This is a genomic window from Pseudoalteromonas pernae (genome assembly GCF_039831865.1).
GTDB lineage: Bacteria > Pseudomonadota > Gammaproteobacteria > Enterobacterales > Alteromonadaceae > Pseudoalteromonas > Pseudoalteromonas pernae.
On sequence record NZ_JBDODM010000001.1, the window covers coordinates 131,896 to 153,335 of the forward strand.

Genomic DNA, 21,440 nt, shown 5'->3' on the forward strand with positions numbered 1-21,440 from the left:
GAAATAATGGATGTATTTTCACAAGCCTGCTTTCTTATGGGAGTAGGCTATGAATACACGAGCTACGATGGTCAGTTGATGCATTTTGACGATCAGGTTCGTCGTAAGGCGTTAGCAGCAATGGCCATTGATGCCGATGATATTCCGGCTCTTAATACCTTGAATTTTGAACTCGACGCTCAGCCGTGGACACGATTGGTCGATGACATTGTTTTGGTCCAACAACGAGCACCTGTACTGACAATTAAAGTCAAAGAGTCTGATTTTAACGATGCTTCGGCAAACATCTCGTTGATGCTCAACGATCAGAGTAAGCGTTGGCAGTGGCCTTTATCGCAAGGCGCAGTAAGCGGTGATTATATCATTGGCGAGCAGCGTTATTTGCGTATTGAATTTGCAATCGATTTCAAAGAATTATCTGTTGGGTTTTATGATGCCACAGTGAAGTTTGCAGCACAGACTTGCCACACCCAATTATGGTGGGTGCCTGAGCATGCCTATGATGTGCCGTTTCAAAACAAAAAACACCTAGGTATTTCCTGCGGCTTATACACCATTGCCAGCGAACAAGGTGTCGGTATAGGTGATTTTCAAGACCTCGCACAAACTTTGCAATGCGCAGCGAAGAGCGGTGTCGACTACGTATTGCTTAACCCATTGCATTTGTTGGATACCACAGATGTAACGGCGGTTAGCCCTTACAGTCCGGTGAGTCGATTACTGTTGCACCCTTTGTATATTTCAGTGTTGCTTAGCGACGATTGTGACGATGAATTAAAAGAACGTCATAGCTCAGCTCATAAGCAATACCGCGATGCAGATTATGGTCATTGGCTAAATTATGAGGCTGTATATGCGCTGAAGTGGCCGTTGTTAAAACAGCTTTATCGAAATTTCTGCGATTGTGCCAGTGCACATCGTCGGGAACAGTTTGATCACTTCAAGTTCCAATATGCAGCGGCGCTTGCGTCTTTACCAACAGGCAGCGGTGACTTCGAACAGTATCTGCAGTGGCAGGCGTGGCAGCAGCGTAAACATTGTCAAGAAACAGCGCTTCGTAATGGCATGAAAATTGGCTTAATAAACGATCTTGCTGTGGGTGTTACGCGCAGTTCTGGTGAGTTTGAGAATTTCGCTCATCAGTTCACTGATGGCGCAGAAATAGGCGCGCCACCCGATCCATTTGCTCGTCATGGCCAGAATTGGGGGATGCCAGCGCTCCATCCTAAGCGCATGGCACACAAGCATTTTGCCTACTTTAGAAGCTTACTCGCTGCCAACATGCAGGATGTAGGAGCGTTGCGCATTGACCATGTGATGGCGCTGCGTCGCGTGTGGTGGTGCTTGAGCGAGCAACAAGGTTGTTATGTCTATTACCCATTCGAGCATTTGCTTGCTGCGGTGAAGATTCTGAGCCACCAATATGAATGCGCCATCATTGGTGAAGATTTAGGGGTCGTCCCTCACGAGGTACGCGATGCCCTAGCAGAGGCTAATATCGCCTCAAATACGGTGTATTACTTCTGCCAACAACATGATGCATTTATTGAACCCGATCAGCTAAAACAACTGACTTTGTTGATGATTAGTAATCATGATTTACCTCCGTTTGCCAGTTGGTGGCTAGGTGGAGACGTTGACCAAGGTTTGACTCTGAATTTGTTGTCTGAGGCCCAAGCTAGGCAACTAAAAGATGAACGTGTGGTTGTGCAGCAACGATTAATTACATTGTTGAATAACCATGGTTATGCGGTGAGTCTAAACACAGACAGCGCAGAGATTTATACCGCCCTTTGTAGCGTCTTAGCTAAGTCTCCGTGTGTGCTTTTTACACTGCAATTAGATGATTTGGATGCTCAGCAAATAGCGCTGAATGTCCCTGGAACAGACAAAGAATACCCGAACTGGCGTCGCCAATTATCGCAGCATGCAAAGCTGATACTCAGTGGACACAGCGAATTATTAAAAGAATTAAGTAGGCATAGAAATGGTTGACTCTTCAACAGTACACAGTAAACAACCGCCCTTCGACGATGCAGTCGCGGCACTGGAACGCGCAGAAGTAGGTGAACCTAGAAGCTTGCTGGGGCATCAATGCATAGGTGGGAATTGGTACATCATCGCGTTTAAACCAGGTGCGGACAAATTAGAGGTCGTTTTTAGCGAAAAAACCTGCACAGCTCTGCGCTACAAGAACACGGCACTCTTTTACTTGCCTGTGGAAAAAGATTTTAAGCAATATGAGTTAGTGGCAAGTTACCCTCATAGTCAAGTCCGCTCTCGCGATGCGTTTAGCATGCCTCTTGGTCTTAGTGCGGATGATTTATTCTTCTTTCGCCAAGGCGAGGACCAGCACGCCCAGAGACATTTTGGTGCACACCCGATGTCTATCGATGGTATCGCAGGGGTCCGTTTCAGTGTGTGGGCGCCAAATGCAAAGGCGGTAAGTGTATTTGGTGACTTTAATCACTGGGACAAAAGGCAACACCCTTTGACACGCCTTGACGACAGTGGTGTATGGGCGATTTTTGTGCCTAATGTCGAGGTTGGCAGTCGCTATAAGTATCACTTAGTGAGTGCGATTGGCGAGGTATTGGAAAAGGCTGATCCATACGGGTTTGCTGCTGAAAGACCACCGGCAACAGCATCTATCGTTGTAAAGCAACAACACCCAGTCGAGCTTAGCCCAGTAGCTTACGAACAACGCGAAAAGCGTAATGCTATCGATGCGGCAATTAGTATTTATGAAGTGCACTTAGGTTCTTGGCGGCGCAAGGAAGGTAATGAATATTTAAGTTATCGAGACCTGGCCGCTGAGCTAATCCCTTATGTGAAAGACTTAGGCTTTACCCATATTCAGGTGATGCCTGTATGCGAATTCCCATTTGACGGCTCATGGGGTTATCAATGCGTGGGTTTGTTTGCACCAACCGCTCGTTTTGGCTCGCCAGACGACTTTGCGTATTTTTGTGAGCAGTGCCGAGCCGCAGGCCTCGGACTTTTAATTGATTGGGTACCTGGGCACTTCCCGAGTGATCCCCATGGATTGGCGCGCTTTGATGGCACGCACCTGTATGAGCATGCTGACAAACGCCAGGGTTTTCACCCAGATTGGAACACCTATATTTATAATTATGACCGTCAAGAAGTGCGCTCCTTCTTGGTGTCTAATGCAAACTATTGGTTAGAGCAATACGCAGTCGATGGTTTACGCGTAGACGCGGTAGCATCCATGCTTTATCTCGATTACAGCCGTCAAAGTGGCCAGTGGCTACCCAATAAATACGGCGGCCGTGAAAACTTGGGGGCGATAGCTTGTTTGCAGCAAGTAAACAGCGTGTGTTACGCCCGCAATCAGGGAGTTATGATGGTTGCGGAAGAGTCCACAGCTTGGCCCGGTGTGACCCAAAGTGTTGATGGTGGCGGCTTAGGCTTTGGTTACAAATGGAACATGGGCTGGATGAATGATTCGTTGAAATACATGCAACTGGATCCAATTTATAAGAAGTACCATCACCATGAAATGACATTCTCTTTAGTCTATGCGTTCAGTGAGAATTACGTGCTGCCGCTTAGCCATGATGAAGTGGTGCACGGTAAGGGCTCACTGGTCAATAAAATGCCCGGTGACATGTGGCAAAAATGCGCAAATTTACGTGCGTACTTTGGTTTTATGTGGGCCCACCCTGGTAAGAAATTGCTGTTTATGGGTGGTGAATTTGCGCAGGTTGCTGAATGGAATCATGACCAATCATTAGATTGGCATTTACTCGACTTTGATAATCATAAAGGTGTGCAACAGTGGGTGAAGGCCCTTAATACCACCTACCGAAATCACCGTGCCTTATTCGAAAACGACGGTAACGACCAAGGTTTTAATTGGCTGGACGGTAACAATTCCGAGCACAGCATTTATAGTTTTACTCGTATTTCCAAAGATAAAAATCAAAACGTAATTCAGATAGTTAACTTCACACCAACGGTGCACCACGAGTACCGTTTGGGCGTGCCGCATGCAGGCGTTTATAAGGTACTTCTTAATAGTGATCATGCTCAATTCGGTGGCAGTGATGTGCATGTCGTTGCCGATGAGTCGCGGGAGATTGAAGCACAAAAACAGCCTTGGCATGGGCAAGCGCACTCTATTGTGTTGACTATTCCACCTTTGGCGTCTGTGTATTTGCTGTGGGAGCAAGACGGTGAGTAGTTGGACTGCCAGAGCAGGGCATACAAATAAAATGGGCGCGACAGTTAATGAGGCAGGCGTAAACTTTTGCATGTTTGCTCATCATGCCCAGCACGTTTACTTGTGCTTGTATGATCACAGCGGCCACTCTGAGGTAGCGCGTATCGCCTTGTTCAAAGGGGAAGCTGGTCTTTGGCATGTGCAAATCGATGGTATTAGAAAGGGACAGCTATACGGTTACCGTGTAGCAGGAGAGTTTGCACCAGCACTGGGACACTTACACAATGTAAATAAGTTCTTGGTTGACCCATACAGCTATGCGCTACATGGCGAGTATGAAACCAGTGGACGTCATCAAGTTATGGATGAAATGGGGAAAATGTGCCCCTTAGATAACGCTCACTTAATGCCTAAGTCAGTGGTTGTTGAACACACAATTTACCACGGACACAGACCAAATATATCTTGGGCCGACACTGTATTGTACGAGTGCCATGTGAAGGGATGGTCTGCCCGCCATGGTGAAATTGAGCACGACCAGCGGGGTACTTATTCCGCACTGGGCAATGAGGCATTTATCAGTCATGTTAAAGCGCTCGGGGTGACTGCAGTGGAGCTTATGCCAGTACATGAATTCATAAGCGAGCCTTTCCTAGCACCGCTACAACTAAGCAATTACTGGGGTTATAACACCTTAAGCTTTTTTGCTCCGCACCGGGCTTATAGCTCTAGTGAGCAGGCAACAGGTGCAATTAATGAGTTTAAAGCTATGGTCAGCAGTCTGCATGAGCATGGCGTTGAGGTGATCATCGATGTGGTCTACAACCACACCTGTGAGGGCGCACTGCATGGCCCTAGCTGTCACTTTCGTGGCATAGACAACGCCAGCTATTACCGCTTGGATAAACAAGGTCACTACATCAACGACACGGGATGTGGCAATACAGTTGCTATTGAAAAGCCCCATGTACTGCGCTTGGTTCTAGATAGTTTGCGCTATTGGTATGAAGTGATGGGCGTTGACGGATTCCGTTTTGATTTGGGGGCGATTCTAGGGCGCGACAAACATGGTTTTAACGCCCGCCATGCATTTTTTCAATGTATCGCTCAGGACCCTGTTTTGAGTAAGGCTAAACTTATCGCTGAACCCTGGGATATTGGCCCTGGTGGTTATCAATTGGGTGGTTTTAGCGCCCCTTGGCGTGAGTGGAATGACCAATATCGTGATGTGGTACGTCGATTTTGGCGTGGTGATAACGACATGCTCGGTGTGTTAGCAAAACGCTTGCATGGTTCAGCCGACATATTCAAATCCCGTGCGCCTAGTAGCACTATAAATTTTGTGGTTAGTCACGACGGGTACACCTTGGCTGATTTGGTCAGCTATGAGCAAAAGCGTAATGAAGCCAATGGTGAACATAACCGCGATGGGCACAATGCTAATTTCAGTTTTAATTTTGGGGTAGAGGGCGTTACTTCTGACCCTGAAGTTAAGTCACTAAGATTAAAAGCACAGAAGAATCTATTACTCAGTTTATTGCTGTCCAAAGGTGTGCCAATGCTTAGTGCAGGCTGCGAGATGGCCCATTCTCAAGGGGGAAATAACAACGCCTATTGTCAAGATAACGCCATCAGTTGGTTATCTTGGAATGATGTCAGCACATATCATCCATTATCGCTATTTATTAGCGACTTACAGCGCATCAGAAACGCATTTTCTATATTTAAATATGATCAATATGTGCACGACGACGATCCTCGCTTTGACCTCGGTTGGTATCGCCCAAATGGCGACCCCATGCAAAGTGGCGATTGGCATGATGCCAAATTACATACGCTGATTCATACCATAGTTGATAAGCATGCAAATAAGTATGTGTGTTTGGTATTGCACCGCGCTCAGCACGAGCAGGTCATATCGCTACCCAAATTAGAACAGCCGCCCTTTAACCAATGGCATTTGCTGTTAAGCAGTGATGACACCGTCAACACACATGCAGATAACGCTCAAACCCACTTTGAAACGAGCGAAGAAATCACACTGACCCCATGCAGTAGTTGGGTGTTTAGTAATGTTCAATGGCACCAAGTAACAGGATAGAGACGATGACTACACGTACTGTATGCCATCCAGTAGATTGGCAAGACGCGCCATTATTGGACACACAAACGCTAGCCGATGACTTAGCAAGACATTTTCACTACACCTTAGGCCGCGATAAGGTCGGTGAATCTCAGCATTATCTTTACCAAGCATTGGCACTGACCATCCGCGATCGCCTAGTGGCACGCATGCGACAAACGCGAGAAGAGAACGCCAACAAGCGCTCGGTGGCGTATTTATCGCTGGAGTTTCTTATTGGCCGCAGCTTAAACAACGCTATCTTGAATTTAGAGATGGAAAAGGAAGTTAAAGCAGCCCTCGCTAATTATTGTGCTGAACTTGAACGTGTTGGTGAGGCTGAGCACGATGCAGGGTTGGGTAATGGTGGTTTGGGTCGTTTGGCTGCCTGTTTCCTGGATAGTTGTGCGGCGATGGCGTTGCCCGTAACGGGTTACGGTATTCGTTACGAATACGGCATGTTCAACCAGCGAATCGAAAATGGCTATCAAATTGAGCAACCAGATCACTGGCTCCACGAAGGGCACCCATGGGAATTGCCGGCACCAGATAAAACTGTCCGAGTTAAATTCTTTGGTCATGTTGATGTGCACAAGGACCCATCAGGGCGCTTGCACCGCGTTTGGGTTGATACTCATGATGTTTTCGCCGTGCCTTACGATGTGCCTGTACCGGGATGCGGCAATGATGTGGTTAACACCTTACGCTTGTGGAAAAGTGAAGCGACCGACGAATTCGATTTAAGCGAATTTAACGCAGGTGGTTACGCTGAAGCGGTTGCGAAAAAGAACTTGGCCGAGCAAATCTCCATGGTCTTGTATCCAAACGATTCCTCGGAGAACGGTAAAGAACTACGTTTACGCCAGCAATATTTCCTATGCAGCGCGTCGTTACAAGACCGCATCAATCGTTGGATCACCATCAATGGCGAGGATTTCACAGAGTTTGCTGACTACCACGTGTTTCAATTAAACGACACCCACCCGAGTATCGCCGTTGCCGAGTTAATGCGTTTGTTGGTCGATGAACACGAGTTGTCGTGGGACACCGCGTGGGAGATAACCACTAAAACTATGGCGTACACCAACCACACTTTGTTGCCTGAGGCATTAGAGCGCTGGTCAGTGGCATTATTTCAACGTTTGCTGCCACGGCTGATGGAAATTATTTATGAAATTAATGCCCGTTTCCTAGTCGAGGTTGCGAAAAAATGGCCTGGTTGCAGTGACAAACAACGTGCCTTGTCGCTAATAGAAGAGGGTGATTATCCGCAAGTGCGCATGGCGTACCTCGCAATAGTGGGAAGTTATTCTGTAAATGGCGTGGCTGCGTTACATAGTCAGCTTTTACGCGAGCAGTTGTTCAAAGATTTTTATGACCTTTGGCCTGAAAAGTTCAATAACAAAACTAATGGTGTAACACCAAGACGTTGGTTAGCCCACTGTAACCCGAAATTAGCCGCATTGATCAACAGTAAGATTGGTGATCATTGGGTGAAAGACTTCTCGGAAATTAGCCAGTTGCGTCGCTATTACGATGATCAAGCATTACTTAAAGATTGGGCTCAAGTGAAATACGAGAACAAACAAAAGTTATGTGAGTTGGTTGAGAAACAGTGTGGCGTGAAATTTGACCCTCAGATGATGTTTGACGTGCAAGTGAAACGGATTCATGAATACAAGCGCCAACTGTTGAATATCCTCCATGTTATCCACCTTTATCGTCGTATTTGCGATGGCGATACCGAGGGTATGGTACCGCGCTGTGTGCTAATCGGTGGTAAAGCGGCGCCAGGCTATGACATGGCAAAGCAGATTATCAAACTTATTTGTAACGTAGCGCACACCATCAATGACGATCCCAAAGCGCAACCGTGGCTACGAGTGGCATTTTTACCGAACTATAACGTCACGGCGATGGAAACAATTTGCCCTGCGGCTGATTTATCAGAACAAATATCCACGGCCGGTAAAGAAGCCTCAGGTACTGGCAACATGAAGTTCATGATGAACGGCGCGTTGACTATAGGTACGTTGGATGGTGCAAACGTGGAAATGCTTGAAGCGCTTGGCGGCGAACACTTCTTTGTATTTGGTGCCCAAGTGGATGAAGTTGATGCTATTCGCGCCAATTATGACGCTATGAACATCATCAATAACGACAGTAATTTGAGTGCGGTTATCGCACTGCTTGAAAGCGGTCACTTCAATCTTTGTGAACCAGGTATTTTCAACCCAATCGTGAACGTTTTGAAATCAAATTCAGATCCTTGGCTGACGTGTTACGACTTTGCTTCTTACTGCAAGGCACAAGAACAAGTCGCAATAGCTTATCAGGATAAAAACCAATGGACGCAAATGAGCGTGTTAAATACCGCTGCGTCCGGACCTTTTTCGAGTGATCGCACAATTGCTCAATACAGCCAAGAAATTTGGCAGCTACAACACACTATGAACAGCCAAGGAGAATAATATGCCAAGTTATGCAAACCGTTACATCAGTACATTGACACGTGACACCTATGCGTTGATTTTGGCTGGTGGTCGTGGTTCGAGATTGCATGAATTAACTGATTGGCGGGCCAAGCCTGCTGTCTACTTCGGCGGCAAGCACCGTATTATCGATTTCCCACTATCGAACTGTATCAACTCTGGAATTAGACGCGTGGGCGTGGCAACTCAGTATAAGTCGCACTCACTTATACGCCACGTGAACCGAGCTTGGGGTCACTTCAAGAAGGAACTCGGTGAGTCAGTGGAGATTTTGCCAGCATCACAGCGTTATGGGGATGACTGGTATTGTGGGACTGCTGATGCGGTATTTCAGAACATGGATATTATTCGTCATGAATTACCGCGTTACGTCATGATTCTATCAGGCGACCATGTGTATCGCATGGACTATGGTGCCTTGCTAGCGAAACATGTGGAGACAGGTGCTGATATGACGGTGTGTTGTATTGAAGTCGACACTGATGTGGCTGCGGGTGCTTTCGGAGTGATGACTGTTGATGAAGATAACAGAGTGCGTCGCTTTGATGAGAAGCCTGAACAGCCCAATGAAATCCCGGGGAAAGAGGGGCGTTGTTTGGCGTCGATGGGTAATTATGTATTCAATACCGAGTTCCTATTTGAGCAGCTCAAACGTGACGCGCAAACAGAAGGGTCAGGGCGTGACTTCGGTCATGACATTATCCCAGCGATTATCGACAAGCATAAGGTGTTTGCTTTTCCATTTACTGAGCCCAGTCATAATGGAGTAGAAAACTCGGCTGATACCCAACCGTATTGGCGCGATGTAGGTACCCTAGACTCATTCTGGGAAGCGAATATGGAGTTGGTTTCACCCCAACCTAAACTCGACTTATATGACCCAACATGGCCAATCTGGACTTATCAAGAGCAATTACCGCCAGCAAAATTCATTTTTGATGACGAAGATAGACGCGGCATGGCGGTGGATTCAACGGTATCCGGTGGCTGTATTATTTCCGGATCAACGGTCAGAAAATCCTTATTGTTCTCTAACGTTTATGTACATTCATTCTGTGAGATTGAAGAGTCGGTTATCTTGCCAGGAGCCAAAATCAATCGAAACTGTATCATCAAGCGCGCCATTATCGACCGCAGCTGTCAGATCCCTGAAGGTCTGCACATAGGGGTTAACCATGACCAAGACCGAGCGAATGGATTTAGAGTTTCGAAAAATGGCATCGTTTTGGTTACGCGTGATATGCTCACTGCGTTAGCAGAGAAAAGATAACCTATTGATGATATGGCGTAAAAAAAAATGAGTGCAGTATTATTTGTCAGTGCTGAAAGCAGCAGCATTAAAGGCGCAAAAGTAGGTGGAGTGGCAGATGTTGTCGGCGATGTGTCGCTGGCACTTGCTGCTCTGGGTAAAGAGGTGTACGTAGTGTTGCCTCATTACCAATGCCTAGAACTCGAAGAACAAACCTTGTGCGCGCAGGTCAGTGTTAATTTTGCATCGTGTGCACTGCAATTAGACGTGTACCGCGTACTGCAAAAATCAGGTGTGACACATTACGTGATTAGTCACCCCTGGCTGAACAGTGAACAAGTTTATTTTGATGATACCGATGGCCGCCCATTCGCTGGGGATGCCAGTAAGTTTGCGCTGTTTTCGCTTGCCGTGGCAGAAGCAATTACATCGGGCGTATTTGGCAAATTGTCAGTGCTGCATCTGCACGATTGGCACGCGGCATCATTAGCAGTGCTTAGAGCTTACGCGCCGCAGTATCAGCAGCTACAAGAAATATCGACAGTTTACACCGTACATAATCTCGCCTTACAGGGAACTCGTCCGTTTAGTGGCGACGACTCATCACTGCAACACTGGTTTCCTTGGCTTGGTTACGACGGTCAGCGCATTTGCGATAGGCATTATGCGCATTGTTACAACCCTATGCGTGCAGCGCTGCAATTGTGCGACAAAGTACATGTGGTTTCACCGACCTATGTAGAAGAGGTCATGCGCCCTAGTGATCACGAACGTGGCTTTATTGGCGGGGAAGGCTTGGAATTAGACCTGCAACAAGCTCACCAGCAAGGTCGGTTAGTTGGTATCCTAAACGGTTGCGACTACGATAAAGCCTTGCCTGAGTACACCATGGAGTCGCTGTGGCAGCTTAGTGACCGTGCTTTAATTCAATGGATCAGCGCCAAAAGCCAGCTACAGAGTAATCACTATGTCGCTCATCTGCGTGCACAACAATGGCAAACACAGGGCTTAACGCCTTGGTTATGCTCTGTTGGCCGAATAACCAACCAAAAAGTGGCGTTGTTGGGGGAGCATTATCAGGGCAAGCTGGTGATAGACCACGTATTGGAATTACTTGATAAATATGACAAAACCTTTGTGATGTTGGGCTCTGGTGATGCTCATTACGAGCAACTGTTTAATCGCGCCATGGGTAAGCATGATAACTTTCTATTTTACAATGGTTTTGCACTTGAGTTGGGTGACGCTATTTACCAACAGGGTGAATTATTCTTTATGCCGAGCTCATTCGAGCCTTGTGGGATCAGTCAAATGCTTGCTATGCGCAGTGGAACAGCCTGCTTAGTTCACGGTGTGGGTGGTTTGAAAGATACGGTGCTTGACGGTGATAACGGTTTTGTATTTGGCGGCTCTTCTATTGCTACGCAAATCAAGGAGATGCTTACTAAAATGGACAAAGCCTTGGCGATGTACGATAACGAGCCTAGTGAATGGCAACAGCTGAGTAAAGCGGCAAAAGGCAGTCGTTATACATGGCAAGCGGCGGCAAAGTCCTACATCGCACAGCTGTATTCTTAAATAAAAAGCACATTAAAAGAGGTCGACATTGTCATCGTCGGCCTCTGGCTCTTGATTATTGAGTAAGCCTTCATTGAGCAAATCATCAAAGAAGTGCATTTGGTCACGGCCATTATTTTTTGCGTAATACAAGGCTTTATCCGCATTTTCTAAAACACTGATAGGGAAGTCATACGGGCTTATTTTGGCCATTCCGACGCTCACCGTTAGTTGTTCAACAAATGGGAAGGTGATGGAGCGGATATGATCCATAAACGTAGTCATTTTTTCTTTGATATCTTCTTGAAGGCATGGCTCAAAAATCAGCACAAACTCTTCGCCGCCAAAGCGGAAAATAAGATCCGAGGCACGAAAGAAACTGCGCATTTGCTGCGCTAAAATCAATAACACTTCATCGCCACAGACATGACCATAGCTGTCATTCACAAGTTTAAAATGATCGATATCAACCATAGCTAACCACGAGCAGCTTTCGGGATGACGTTTGCGGGCGTTTTTATCTTTGGCGATAACTTTCTTACTCATCACCTGTTTTTCTAGCAACTGTTTGAATCTACTTTCAAATGTTTGTCTATTGAGTAATCCTGTTAGCTTATCTCGCTCATTTTCGTTAAGGATCGTAAGGTAGTTTTCGTAGATTCGGCAAAACGCATTGAGTAGGACTTGCTGGCTGGAGTTAAGTGGTTTAGTCACCAGTTTTATGGCGACAATGGGTTTGTCGAAAATGGATATTGGTAACCAACGTTGCTCAATACCATCGCTGCTTTGCACAGTTATTATACAGGCTGACTGTAAGCAGGAGATGAGTTCCGGCTCAGGTTCTTCTATAAAGCAATTATCTTCCCAGTGATAACGTTTTTCGTCACTAAAATGCAGCACTAAACTGCGTTCGATGATGCGCTGTCCGGAGTCTTGCATATCTTTATACACAGCAATTTCTTTGCATTGTATAAATTCATGCAATGTCGTGACGAGTGAATATTCTAAGGAGTTTACATCGCGCGTTTTCGTTAGCTTTATAACGGAATTAAGTAGTTCTTCTTGCATGTACCTCAGCCTTTTCGCGTCTCACTCATAATCAAATAAAGCAGTAACTATATTAGTTACAATCAATTATAGTAAAGTTAAGCGTATGTGCCGCTTGAATATTAGTAAAATTTTGGCGGCGAGAGTTTGTGCAATTTTTTAGTTCGCGGGCTTTGCAGGGGCTTTGTTTAGACACAAAAAAACCTGCACAAGGCAGGTTCTCATCAACGCTTTAATTGGACTTAGCCATTTTCTGACGCGTATTGCTTACATGCTTCTGTGTCAACACACTCACCGTAAAGATACAAAGAGTGGTTAGTCAGTTTGATACCGTTAGTATCAGCAATCTCAACCTGACGGCGTTCAATTAAGTCATCTTCAAATTCGATAACGCGACCGCACTTCAAACACACTAGGTGATCGTGGTGCGTTGAACCTGAGAGTTCAAATACCGATTTACCGCCTTCAAAGTGGTGGCGTGTAACGATACCGGCATCATCAAATTGGTTAAGTACACGATAAACCGTTGCTAGACCGATCTCTTCGCTATTATCAAGCAGGATTTTGTAGACGTCTTCAGCGCTGATATGTTGGTTATCAGGTGACTGTAGAATCTCTAGTATTTTGATCCGTGGAAGTGTGACCTTCAGGCCTGCTTTTTTAAGCTCTAGATTATGTTCAGTCATTCAACTTGTTCTCAATTATATTTTTTTTGCACTTCGACGATTACTGCCGAGCGCTCGACGCATTTAAAAATTAAGAATAACGTGCTTAAGTGTCAAGTGTAAAGGCAAGTTACACTTGACTGCTTAACTATTAGTCTTCTAGCTCAGAGAGGCACATTTCTTCATGGATTTGTGCACACCATTGCTTAACGCGTTGCTCCGTCAGTTCAGGCTGTCTGTCTTCGTCGATACCTAGACCAACGAAATGGTCGTCATCAGCGAGACCTTTAGATGCTTCAAAGTTGTAACCGTCCGTTGACCAATGGCCGACAACGATTGCACCACGCTCGGTGATGATGTCATTAACCATACCCATAGCATCGAGGAAGTACTCAGCGTAATCTTCTTGGTCACCACAACCGAAAATCGCACACAGTTTGCCATCGAAGTCGATTTCTTCTAGCTCAGGGAAAAAGTCATCCCAGTCGCATTGTGCTTCACCGTAGTACCAAGTAGGGATACCAAAGAGTAGCAGGTCAAATTCTGCAATTTCTTCTTTACTGCTTTTTGCAATGTCGTGCACAGCAACCAATTTTTTGCCGAGCTCTTTTTGGATCATTTTCGCAACGTGTTCAGTGTTACCCGTGTCGCTACCAAAAAATATACCTACACTTGCCATGAATAAATAACCTTTTAAGTATCAATAGCCAATCGTTCTTGCAAAATGGTTTCAATCAGCGCACTACGGCTAATATTTTGCGCATCCGCCATATCATTCAACGCTTGATACAACTCTGATGAAACTTTAAATTCTACGCGTTTAAGCCCTCGCGCTTTGTCACGCTTAAGCTGGTTACGCTTGTTAACCTTTAACTGTAACTCCCTAGGGAGTGGGTTTGTTTTCGGACGCCCCGGGCGTCGCTCATACTCGAATAAATCGAGCGTCGTTCTATCTAGCTCTGACTTGGCCATGGTTATCCCACACCTGCTCCTTGCCAAAACACCTGAATCAGGCCTTTTGCTATAAAACCGGAGCAACCTAAAAACAACACAAGCCAAACTACATAACGGCCGAACTTAGGCACATCGCCTTTTTTCAGTACGTCTTGAATTGCCATGCCGATGAAAAAAAAGATTCCAGCAAGGCCAAAATATAACCCTAGGGTATCGAGTCCAGTGATAAATTGGTCGACCATTTACTGCTACCTATTTGTAAAACGGCGCGTAGTGTAGCACATTAAATCCGAATAATTTAGGCAATAATGTGCTTTTACACCCCAACATTATAGCGGCCTAGCCACCACAAAATATTGATATGGATTAACGTGTTAAAAAATCACCAATGGATTTATTAACGGCTGCCGGTTTTTGTGCGTGAAGCCAATGACCTGCGCCTTGTATCACCTTCGCTTTAGCATTAGGAAACATAGTCGCGATCACTTCACGGTGTTCGCTAAGTATGTAGTCAGAGTCAGCACCTTTGATGAAAAGTGTATCACATAAACAAGAATCATTTACAGTTGGCTGAGCGAGAATATTCTCATATTGTTGGCTAAGGGCGGGTAAGTTAAATAGCCAATACAAAGTACCGTCGTCTGCTTTGGCTAAACTTTTGGCCAAAAATTGGCGCACGCCGGGTTCTTCAATGAATTGACTCATGATTTCATCGGCTTGATTGCGAGATGTGATGTGTGCAGCCGCAACTTCTTCGAGCGCACGAATTATAGCATCGTGTCGAGCATGGTAATTCACCGGTGCGATATCCATAACCACAAGCTTATCGACTCTATTTTGGTGAAGTAGGGCAACTTGCATGGCAATCTTCCCGCCCATTGAGTGGCCAACTAAATGCGCTTTTTCTATTCCAAGCTCATCCATCAAGGCGACAATATCTTGAGCCATTACGTCGTAATTCATAGTGTCACTGTGAAACGATTTACCATGGTTACGCACATCGACGTTGATCACATGAAACATTTCACTAAGTGGTCTGGCAACCACTTTTAAGTTATCAAGTGAACCAAATAGTCCATGAATCACAATGACTGTTTTAGCTTGAGTGGGTTCAAGACCGCTGATTTGATAATTCAATAACATAGATAGCGCCGACATAATCTTATAAAGGTGGCAATTGTGCCCGAGATACGCTGTTTTTGGCAACTAGCGTTAAACACTCAAAAATTTCATCTTTTTACTCGTACCCTTATGTTGTACGCCCTAGCTTATTCAGGTAACTTGGGTATAATTCTGCATTGCATGAAAGACATGGCAGTAACGACAGGAATATCATGAAAAAAATAGAAATAGACGACGAGCTATATCAATACATCGCCAGTAATACGCAAAGCATTGGCGAAAGTGCTTCCACCATCTTACGTCGTTTATTGAATCTGCAAAGTGTAGACGCCTCTGTGTCTGCTCCAGCAAAGGTTGACGAGCCTCAACCTTCGCAAGAAGCGTCAGAATCAGAAGAAGTTGTTGAAGAACAACCTAAGCCCGCACCGCAATCTCAGGGATCTGTGTTCGATATTCTTAATAAAGAAGAATTGGCGATGCAAAAAGGGGTCGTAGGTCGCTTCTTATTCATTCTTGCTGCATTTCACCGTAGTCATAAAAATACTTTTGATAGAGTGTTAAACATTAAAGGCCGTGACCGCCGCTACTTTGCGACCAGCAAAGAAGAGCTTCAGGCTAGCGGTAGCAGTTTGAATCCTAAGAACATTGATGACAGTCCTTATTGGGTAATGACGAACTCAAATACGACGCGCAAGAAAATGATGTTGCACGAAGTAGCACTGGAGCTAGGTTACTCAAAAGAACAAGCAGAGATTATTCGCGACTATTTATAAGGAGCCATGCATGGCCGTTCACCCAAACGCAGGAAAACCAGCAGCACAGTCTCAACTCGTAAATATTCCTAAGTTGATGAGTGCGTATTATCTCCATGAACCTGATGTTGAACAAAATCCAGAGCACCGTGTTGCATTCGGTACATCTGGTCATCGTGGGTGTTCCTTAAATACGCAGTTTAATGAATCACATATCTTGGCAATTACTCAGGCTATCTGTGATTACCGTAAACAAAACAATATCTTTGGCCCGCTATTCTTAGGTAAAGATACCCACGCATTGTCTGAGGCCGCATTTAACTCTGCAGTTGAAGTGCTTGTTGCCAATGAAGTGCAGGTGATCACCCAACAAGACGGTGACTATTCACCGACACCGGTGATAAGCCACGCTGTGGTCTCTCATAATCGCGAAAATCCAAACGAATTGGCCGATGGTATCGTTATTACACCATCACACAACCCACCAGAAGATGGTGGTTTCAAGTACAATCCACCAAATGGCGGTCCAGCTGACACCGACGTAACTAAATGGATTGAAGACCGCGCGAATAAACTATTAGCTGAAGATTTAGTTGAAGTTGAACTGTTCCCATACGTTCAGGCCATTCGCTCGGGTTTTATCAAATATGCCGATCTGAAAACTCCTTATGTTATTGATTTAGTTAATGTTGTTGATATGTATGCGATTGCAAAATCTGGCATTAGCCTAGGCATAGACCCACTGGGAGGCTCAGGCATTAATTTTTGGCCAGTTATTGCCAAAGAGTATGGTTTAAATTTGACGGTTGTGAACGATGAGGTGGACCCTCGCTTTGCCTTTATGCCTTTAGATAAAGACGGCAAAATCCGCATGGACTGCTCTTCACCGTATGCTATGACCAATCTAATTGGTCTTAAAGACCGATTTGATATTGGTATTGGTAATGACCCAGACTTCGACCGTCACGGTATTGTGACAAAAGATGGATTGATGAATCCAAACCATTTTCTAGCAGTTGCTATTGACTACCTAACTACGCATCGTGATTGGGGCAAAGACGTAAAAGTGGGTAAAACGCTCGTCTCAAGTGCCATTATTGATAAAGTGGTAGCCAGTCATGACAAAGAACTAATCGAAGTGCCAGTAGGTATGAAGTGGTTTGTTGATGGCCTTGCCGATAACACAATATGTTTCGGTGGTGAAGAAAGCGCAGGTGCTACGTTCTTGCGAATGGACGGGACTACTTGGTGTACCGACAAAGACGGTTTCATCATGGGACTGTTAGCGGCTGAAATTTTGGCCGTCACAGGTAAATCGCCATCTGAGTACTATCAAGAGTTAGTTGCGAAATTTGGCTCACCGCTGTACAAGCGCATCGATGCGCCAGCGAATGCCCAACAAAAGAACAAACTTAAAGCGCTTAGTGCGGATGATATCACTGCTACAGAGCTCGCAGGCGATAAGATTATTGCCAAGCTAACCCATGCACCGGGTAACGGCGCTGCCATTGGTGGCCTTAAAGTTGTTACTGAAAACGGCTGGTTTGCAGCGCGACCTTCAGGCACGGAAGATATTTACAAGATTTACTTTGAGTCGTTTAAAGGTGAAGCACACCTCGAACAACTAGAAAAAGCAGCAGTCGAGCTGGTGAATAGCGCTATCGCTTAATTGCAAACAATATTTAAAAGCCAGTCTACGGACTGGTTTTTTTCTATCTTTAATTTATTCCTCATTCGTTTATAACGCTCTCACTAAGGAATTTTATGTATTTACAACGATTAAAAGACACTGGTGATTTCCTATCTATCACTCGTGAAAATGAGTTCAGTCTGCCTGCAGAGCAGTTTACGCTTGAGAATGGCACAAATGTAAAGGTCCTTGACACAGGAGTCATCGAATTTACGCCAGCGCAATTTGGCAACAAAGATTTCGTATTTTCTAGCGCTGTACATGGCAACGAAACAGCCCCTATCGAAATCTGTGACGAGTTGATTAAAGGTATTATCCTTGGCGAGTTGACCTTGCGTCAGCGTGTGATGTTTATCTTTGGCAACCCTAAATCAATTAATATCGGTGAGCGTTTTGTCGACGAGAACTTAAACCGTTTATTCTGCGGAAAACACAGTGTAGGCGACGTAACTAATCCTGAGCGAGACAGAGCTAAAAAGCTGGAACAATATGTTGAGCAGTTTTTTACTTGTCCAGGGGAAGGACGCTACCGCGCACATTATGACTTACATACAGCGATCCGCGATTCTAAGAATGAGAAATTTGCGGTTTATCCATTTTTGCATGGCAAACCACATAAACGCGAGCAACTGCAATTCTTGTTAAGTTGTGGCGTGCAAACTGTGCTGCTAATGGCGGAGCCTGCCTCCACTTTCAGTTATTTCTCATCATTTACCTTTGGTGCAGACGCATTCACAGTCGAACTAGGAAAAGTTCGCCCGTTTGGCGAAAATGATATGGCGCGTTTTGCCCAAGCGAAGCAAACATTAACCGCGTTGATCACTCAAGATGAAGTTGTTTATCCAGAGCTTAATGAATCAGATGTAGAATTGTTTTCTGTATACCGCACTATCAACCGTACTAACGAGAACTTTTCTTTTACCTTTGCTGACAACGTTCCTAACTTTACCGGATTCGCAAAGGGTGAGTTGCTAGGGCAAGATGGCGGCCAAGAAATACGTGCTGAGGTAGAAGGCGAAGCAATCATTTTCCCTAATGCGAATGTGGCACTTGGTCAACGTGCGCTGCTTACTGTAATCCCTACAAAACTAACAGATGACTTCGTCTGATCCGACCACTTTGCCTCGTAATTATATTTATTTTCAATAGGTTATGAGGCGTACACGCAACTTGCCACCCTGTGGTTATGAATGATGCAATAATTCAGCTATGATTAGTTGAATAAGCCTTTACGTTGACGTAAAGTGGCGGCAGCATAATTTAAGCTAGGCGTGAACTGTAGAAATATTATTCTACATATGAGCTACAATTGGATTGTTTATTACTTATCCAAGAGTGTTCAAAAAGTAACAATAACAATTCCACGCCCAGCGACATGACAACAAGAGAAGGGAAGGTTATGACTAACCCCAATAATGTTTCGTTGAACATCAGTCACGAACTCGCGTTTATTGATTCGCACGCGCTCAGCATCCCAACTTACCGAGTTCTTAATGAACAAGGCGAGTTGGCACAAGGCGCAACATTACCAGAAATTGATAAAACAACCGCGCTTAGAATTTACGACACTATGCGTTTTATTCGCGCTTTAGATGAGCGCATGCAAGCGGCACAGCGTCAAGGCCGTGTTAGCTTCTACATGCAGTGTCTCGGTGAAGAAGCGGCGGTGACTGCAAGCGCTGCAGCACTGGATGACGCTGATATGATCATGGCACAGTACCGTGAGCAGGCAGCGCTTCGTTATCGTGGTTTTACGCTTGAACAGTTTATGAACCAGATGTTCTCAAACGAACTGGATTTGGGTAAAGGTCGCCAAATGCCAATCCACTATGGTTCACGCGAACTCAACTACATGACGATTTCCTCACCGCTTGGGACACAAATCCCTCAAGCCAGTGGTTATGCGTACGGTCAGAAGATCAAACACATTGATAAAGCAACCGGCGAGCTTGCAAGCACAATCGATAACATCACTATTTGTTACTTCGGTGAAGGCGCTGCGTCAGAAGGTGATTTCCACGCAGGTATGAACATGGCTGCTGTGCATAAATCACCTGTTATTTTCTTTGCACGTAACAACGGTTATGCAATTTCAACGCCTGCAGAAGAACAATTTGCTGGTGATGGTATTGCTTCACGCGGTGTTGGTTACGGCATTAAAACTATTCGTGTTGATGGTGGCGACGCGCTAGCGGTTTACGCTGCAACAAAAGCAGCTCGTGAACACGCAACCACAACAGGCGAACCGGTTCTTATCGAGTCAATTGCATATCGTCTAGGTGCGCATTCTACGTCTGATGACCCAAGCGGTTATCGTTCTAAAGAAGAAGAAGCAAGCTTCCGTGAAAACTGCCCAGTTCAACGCTTCCGCACCTGGTTGCTTGCACAAGGCTGGTTAGACGAAAAAGAAGACGAGCAAACAAAAGATAAAATCCGCGAGCAAATTCTTGATGCGCTTAAAGTAGCTGAAAAAGTGGCTAAGCCAGCTCTTGAAGAGTTAGTAAGTGACGTGTACGACACGCCAATTCCTAGCCTACAAGCGCAGTACGAGCAGCTTAAAGAACACATTAAGAAATACCCAGATGCGTATCCAATAACAGCAGGGAGAATCAAATAATGAAAACAATGAATATGCTCCACGCTATTAACTCTGCGCTGGATATCACCATGGCCGAAAATGACCATGCGTGTATCTTTGGTGAAGATGTGGGTTACTTTGGCGGTGTATTCCGCGCAACGTCTGGTCTGCAAGAAAAATACGGTAAGCACCGAGTGTTTAATACACCGCTAACTGAACAAGGCATTGCTGGCTTCGCCAACGGCCTTGCCGCGTTTGGTGCACCAGCGATTGCAGAAATTCAATTTGCTGACTATATCTTCCCGGCATTTGACCAAATCGTGAATGAATCTGCCAAGTTCCGTTACCGCAGTGGTAATGAGTTCAACGTCGGTAACCTGACCATTCGTACACCATACGGTGGTGGTATTGCCGGTGGTTTATACCACTCGCAATCACCAGAAGCGTACTTTGCCCACACCCCTGGTCTGAAGATCGTTGTACCACGCGACCCATATCAAGCAAAAGGCTTGTTGCGCGCGGCGATTAAAGACGATAACCCAGTGATATTCTTTGAACCTAAGCGTCTATATCGTGCATCAGTAGGCGAAGTACCAGAAGAAGATTACACAATTGAACTGGGCAAAGCTGAAGTTGTACAAGAAGGTAAGGATGTTACTGTACTTGCCTGGGGCGCACAGATGGAAATCATCAGCGCTGCGGCTGAAAAAGCAAAAGAGCAGGGTATCAGTGTTGAATTGATCGACTTGCGTAGCATTTTGCCGTGGGACGTTGAAACGGTAGCCCAATCAGTGAAGAAAACAGGCCGCTTGGTGGTGAGCCATGAAGCGCCTATTACTAACGGTTTTGGTGCTGAGATTGTGGCAACGATCCAACAAGAGTGTTTCTTGCATCTTGAGTCGCCTATTGCACGTGTATGTGGCCTAGATACGCCTTACCCGCTTGCACTAGAAAAAGAATACATCCCTGATGCCTTGAAAGTGTTTGAGGCAATCAAGAACGCAGTTGAGTTTTAAGGGGCACGAA

Annotated in this window: 17 protein-coding genes; 11 read left to right on the top strand and 6 right to left on the bottom strand. The window is 45.5% G+C overall.

From position 1 onward, the window contains the following. Positions 1-6 precede the first annotated feature (6 nt). Genes malQ through V1358_RS00605 form a run of 6 tightly spaced genes read left to right on the top strand, consistent with a single transcriptional unit; the run spans position 7 to position 11,627 of the window. The gene (malQ, locus tag V1358_RS00580; protein WP_347392257.1) at positions 7-1,995 is read left to right on the top strand and encodes a 4-alpha-glucanotransferase; all 1,989 of its coding nucleotides are present in this window, start codon (positions 7-9) and stop codon (positions 1,993-1,995) included. Then, the gene (glgB, locus tag V1358_RS00585; protein WP_347392258.1) at positions 1,988-4,207 is read left to right on the top strand and encodes a 1,4-alpha-glucan branching protein GlgB; all 2,220 of its coding nucleotides are present in this window, start codon (positions 1,988-1,990) and stop codon (positions 4,205-4,207) included. Before malQ ends, glgB begins: the two co-directional genes overlap by 8 nt. Beyond that, positions 4,200-6,287, top strand: a complete 2,088-nt coding sequence (glgX, locus tag V1358_RS00590) for a glycogen debranching protein GlgX (RefSeq protein ID WP_347392259.1) — start codon at positions 4,200-4,202, stop codon at positions 6,285-6,287. Before glgB ends, glgX begins: the two co-directional genes overlap by 8 nt. Positions 6,288-6,292: 5 nt before the next feature. Continuing rightward, positions 6,293-8,779: a glycogen/starch/alpha-glucan phosphorylase gene (locus V1358_RS00595; protein WP_347392260.1), complete on the top strand. Its 2,487-nt coding sequence runs from the start codon at positions 6,293-6,295 to the stop codon at positions 8,777-8,779. Position 8,780: 1 nt separating this feature from the next. After that, positions 8,781-10,070, top strand: coding sequence for a glucose-1-phosphate adenylyltransferase (gene glgC / locus V1358_RS00600; RefSeq protein WP_347392261.1), 1,290 nt, complete (start codon positions 8,781-8,783; stop codon positions 10,068-10,070). A gap of 27 nt (positions 10,071-10,097) precedes the next feature. Continuing rightward, positions 10,098-11,627 (top strand): glycogen synthase, encoded by a 1,530-nt coding sequence (locus tag V1358_RS00605; protein ID WP_347392262.1) that lies wholly within the window; start codon positions 10,098-10,100, stop codon positions 11,625-11,627. 12 nt (positions 11,628-11,639) lie between these two features. Here V1358_RS00605 and V1358_RS00610 read toward each other — a convergent pair whose 3' ends face one another. The 6 genes from V1358_RS00610 to V1358_RS00635 all read right to left on the bottom strand — a co-directional run bounded on the left by V1358_RS00610 (position 11,640) and on the right by V1358_RS00635 (position 15,415). After that, a complete protein-coding gene (locus tag V1358_RS00610) occupies positions 11,640-12,674 on the bottom strand; it encodes a GGDEF domain-containing protein (protein WP_347389477.1) in 1,035 nt (344 codons plus the stop codon). A gap of 221 nt (positions 12,675-12,895) precedes the next feature. Next, entirely contained in the window at positions 12,896-13,339 is a 444-nt protein-coding gene (gene fur, locus V1358_RS00615; protein WP_347389476.1) for a ferric iron uptake transcriptional regulator, read from the bottom strand. Between the two features lie 130 nt (positions 13,340-13,469). After that, positions 13,470-13,997: a flavodoxin FldA gene (gene fldA, locus V1358_RS00620; RefSeq protein WP_347389475.1), complete on the bottom strand. Its 528-nt coding sequence runs from the start codon at positions 13,995-13,997 to the stop codon at positions 13,470-13,472. A 14-nt stretch (positions 13,998-14,011) separates the two neighbouring features. Continuing rightward, the gene (gene ybfE / locus V1358_RS00625) at positions 14,012-14,290 is read right to left on the bottom strand and encodes a LexA regulated protein (RefSeq protein ID WP_022946544.1); all 279 of its coding nucleotides are present in this window, start codon (positions 14,288-14,290) and stop codon (positions 14,012-14,014) included. A gap of 2 nt (positions 14,291-14,292) precedes the next feature. After that, complete coding sequence (locus V1358_RS00630) at positions 14,293-14,514, bottom strand: DUF2788 domain-containing protein (RefSeq protein WP_347389474.1); 222 nt, start codon at positions 14,512-14,514, stop codon at positions 14,293-14,295. Between the two features lie 124 nt (positions 14,515-14,638). Continuing rightward, a complete protein-coding gene (locus V1358_RS00635; protein ID WP_347392263.1) occupies positions 14,639-15,415 on the bottom strand; it encodes an alpha/beta fold hydrolase in 777 nt (258 codons plus the stop codon). Between the two features lie 191 nt (positions 15,416-15,606). On the opposite strand from V1358_RS00635, the gene seqA reads away from it, so the two are divergent. The 5 genes from seqA to V1358_RS00660 all read left to right on the top strand — a co-directional run bounded on the left by seqA (position 15,607) and on the right by V1358_RS00660 (position 21,430). Continuing rightward, entirely contained in the window at positions 15,607-16,167 is a 561-nt protein-coding gene (gene seqA, locus V1358_RS00640) for a replication initiation negative regulator SeqA (RefSeq protein ID WP_347392264.1), read from the top strand. Positions 16,168-16,177: 10 nt separating this feature from the next. After that, complete coding sequence (pgm, locus tag V1358_RS00645; RefSeq protein WP_347392265.1) at positions 16,178-17,815, top strand: phosphoglucomutase (alpha-D-glucose-1,6-bisphosphate-dependent); 1,638 nt, start codon at positions 16,178-16,180, stop codon at positions 17,813-17,815. A 95-nt stretch (positions 17,816-17,910) separates the two neighbouring features. Further along, a complete protein-coding gene (astE, locus tag V1358_RS00650; RefSeq protein WP_347392266.1) occupies positions 17,911-18,945 on the top strand; it encodes a succinylglutamate desuccinylase in 1,035 nt (344 codons plus the stop codon). Between the two features lie 290 nt (positions 18,946-19,235). Next, positions 19,236-20,453 (top strand): thiamine pyrophosphate-dependent dehydrogenase E1 component subunit alpha, encoded by a 1,218-nt coding sequence (locus V1358_RS00655; protein WP_347392267.1) that lies wholly within the window; start codon positions 19,236-19,238, stop codon positions 20,451-20,453. After that, the gene (locus tag V1358_RS00660) at positions 20,453-21,430 is read left to right on the top strand and encodes an alpha-ketoacid dehydrogenase subunit beta (RefSeq protein ID WP_347392268.1); all 978 of its coding nucleotides are present in this window, start codon (positions 20,453-20,455) and stop codon (positions 21,428-21,430) included. The genes V1358_RS00655 and V1358_RS00660 overlap by 1 nt, the downstream gene beginning before the upstream one ends. Positions 21,431-21,440: the final 10 nt, after the last annotated feature.

Coding starts and splice junctions, on each gene's coding strand:
- malQ (WP_347392257.1), top strand. CDS start 7: ATGGATGTATTTTCACAAGCCTGCTTTCTTATGGGAGTAGGCTATGAA.
- glgB (WP_347392258.1), top strand. CDS start 1,988: ATGGTTGACTCTTCAACAGTACACAGTAAACAACCGCCCTTCGACGAT.
- V1358_RS00595 (WP_347392260.1), top strand. CDS start 6,293: ATGACTACACGTACTGTATGCCATCCAGTAGATTGGCAAGACGCGCCA.
- glgC (WP_347392261.1), top strand. CDS start 8,781: ATGCCAAGTTATGCAAACCGTTACATCAGTACATTGACACGTGACACC.
- V1358_RS00605 (WP_347392262.1), top strand. CDS start 10,098: ATGAGTGCAGTATTATTTGTCAGTGCTGAAAGCAGCAGCATTAAAGGC.
- V1358_RS00610 (WP_347389477.1), bottom strand. CDS start 12,674: ATGCAAGAAGAACTACTTAATTCCGTTATAAAGCTAACGAAAACGCGC.
- fur (WP_347389476.1), bottom strand. CDS start 13,339: ATGACTGAACATAATCTAGAGCTTAAAAAAGCAGGCCTGAAGGTCACA.
- fldA (WP_347389475.1), bottom strand. CDS start 13,997: ATGGCAAGTGTAGGTATATTTTTTGGTAGCGACACGGGTAACACTGAA.
- ybfE (WP_022946544.1), bottom strand. CDS start 14,290: ATGGCCAAGTCAGAGCTAGATAGAACGACGCTCGATTTATTCGAGTAT.
- V1358_RS00630 (WP_347389474.1), bottom strand. CDS start 14,514: ATGGTCGACCAATTTATCACTGGACTCGATACCCTAGGGTTATATTTT.
- V1358_RS00635 (WP_347392263.1), bottom strand. CDS start 15,415: ATGTTATTGAATTATCAAATCAGCGGTCTTGAACCCACTCAAGCTAAA.
- seqA (WP_347392264.1), top strand. CDS start 15,607: ATGAAAAAAATAGAAATAGACGACGAGCTATATCAATACATCGCCAGT.
- pgm (WP_347392265.1), top strand. CDS start 16,178: ATGGCCGTTCACCCAAACGCAGGAAAACCAGCAGCACAGTCTCAACTC.
- astE (WP_347392266.1), top strand. CDS start 17,911: ATGTATTTACAACGATTAAAAGACACTGGTGATTTCCTATCTATCACT.
- V1358_RS00655 (WP_347392267.1), top strand. CDS start 19,236: ATGACTAACCCCAATAATGTTTCGTTGAACATCAGTCACGAACTCGCG.
- V1358_RS00660 (WP_347392268.1), top strand. CDS start 20,453: ATGAAAACAATGAATATGCTCCACGCTATTAACTCTGCGCTGGATATC.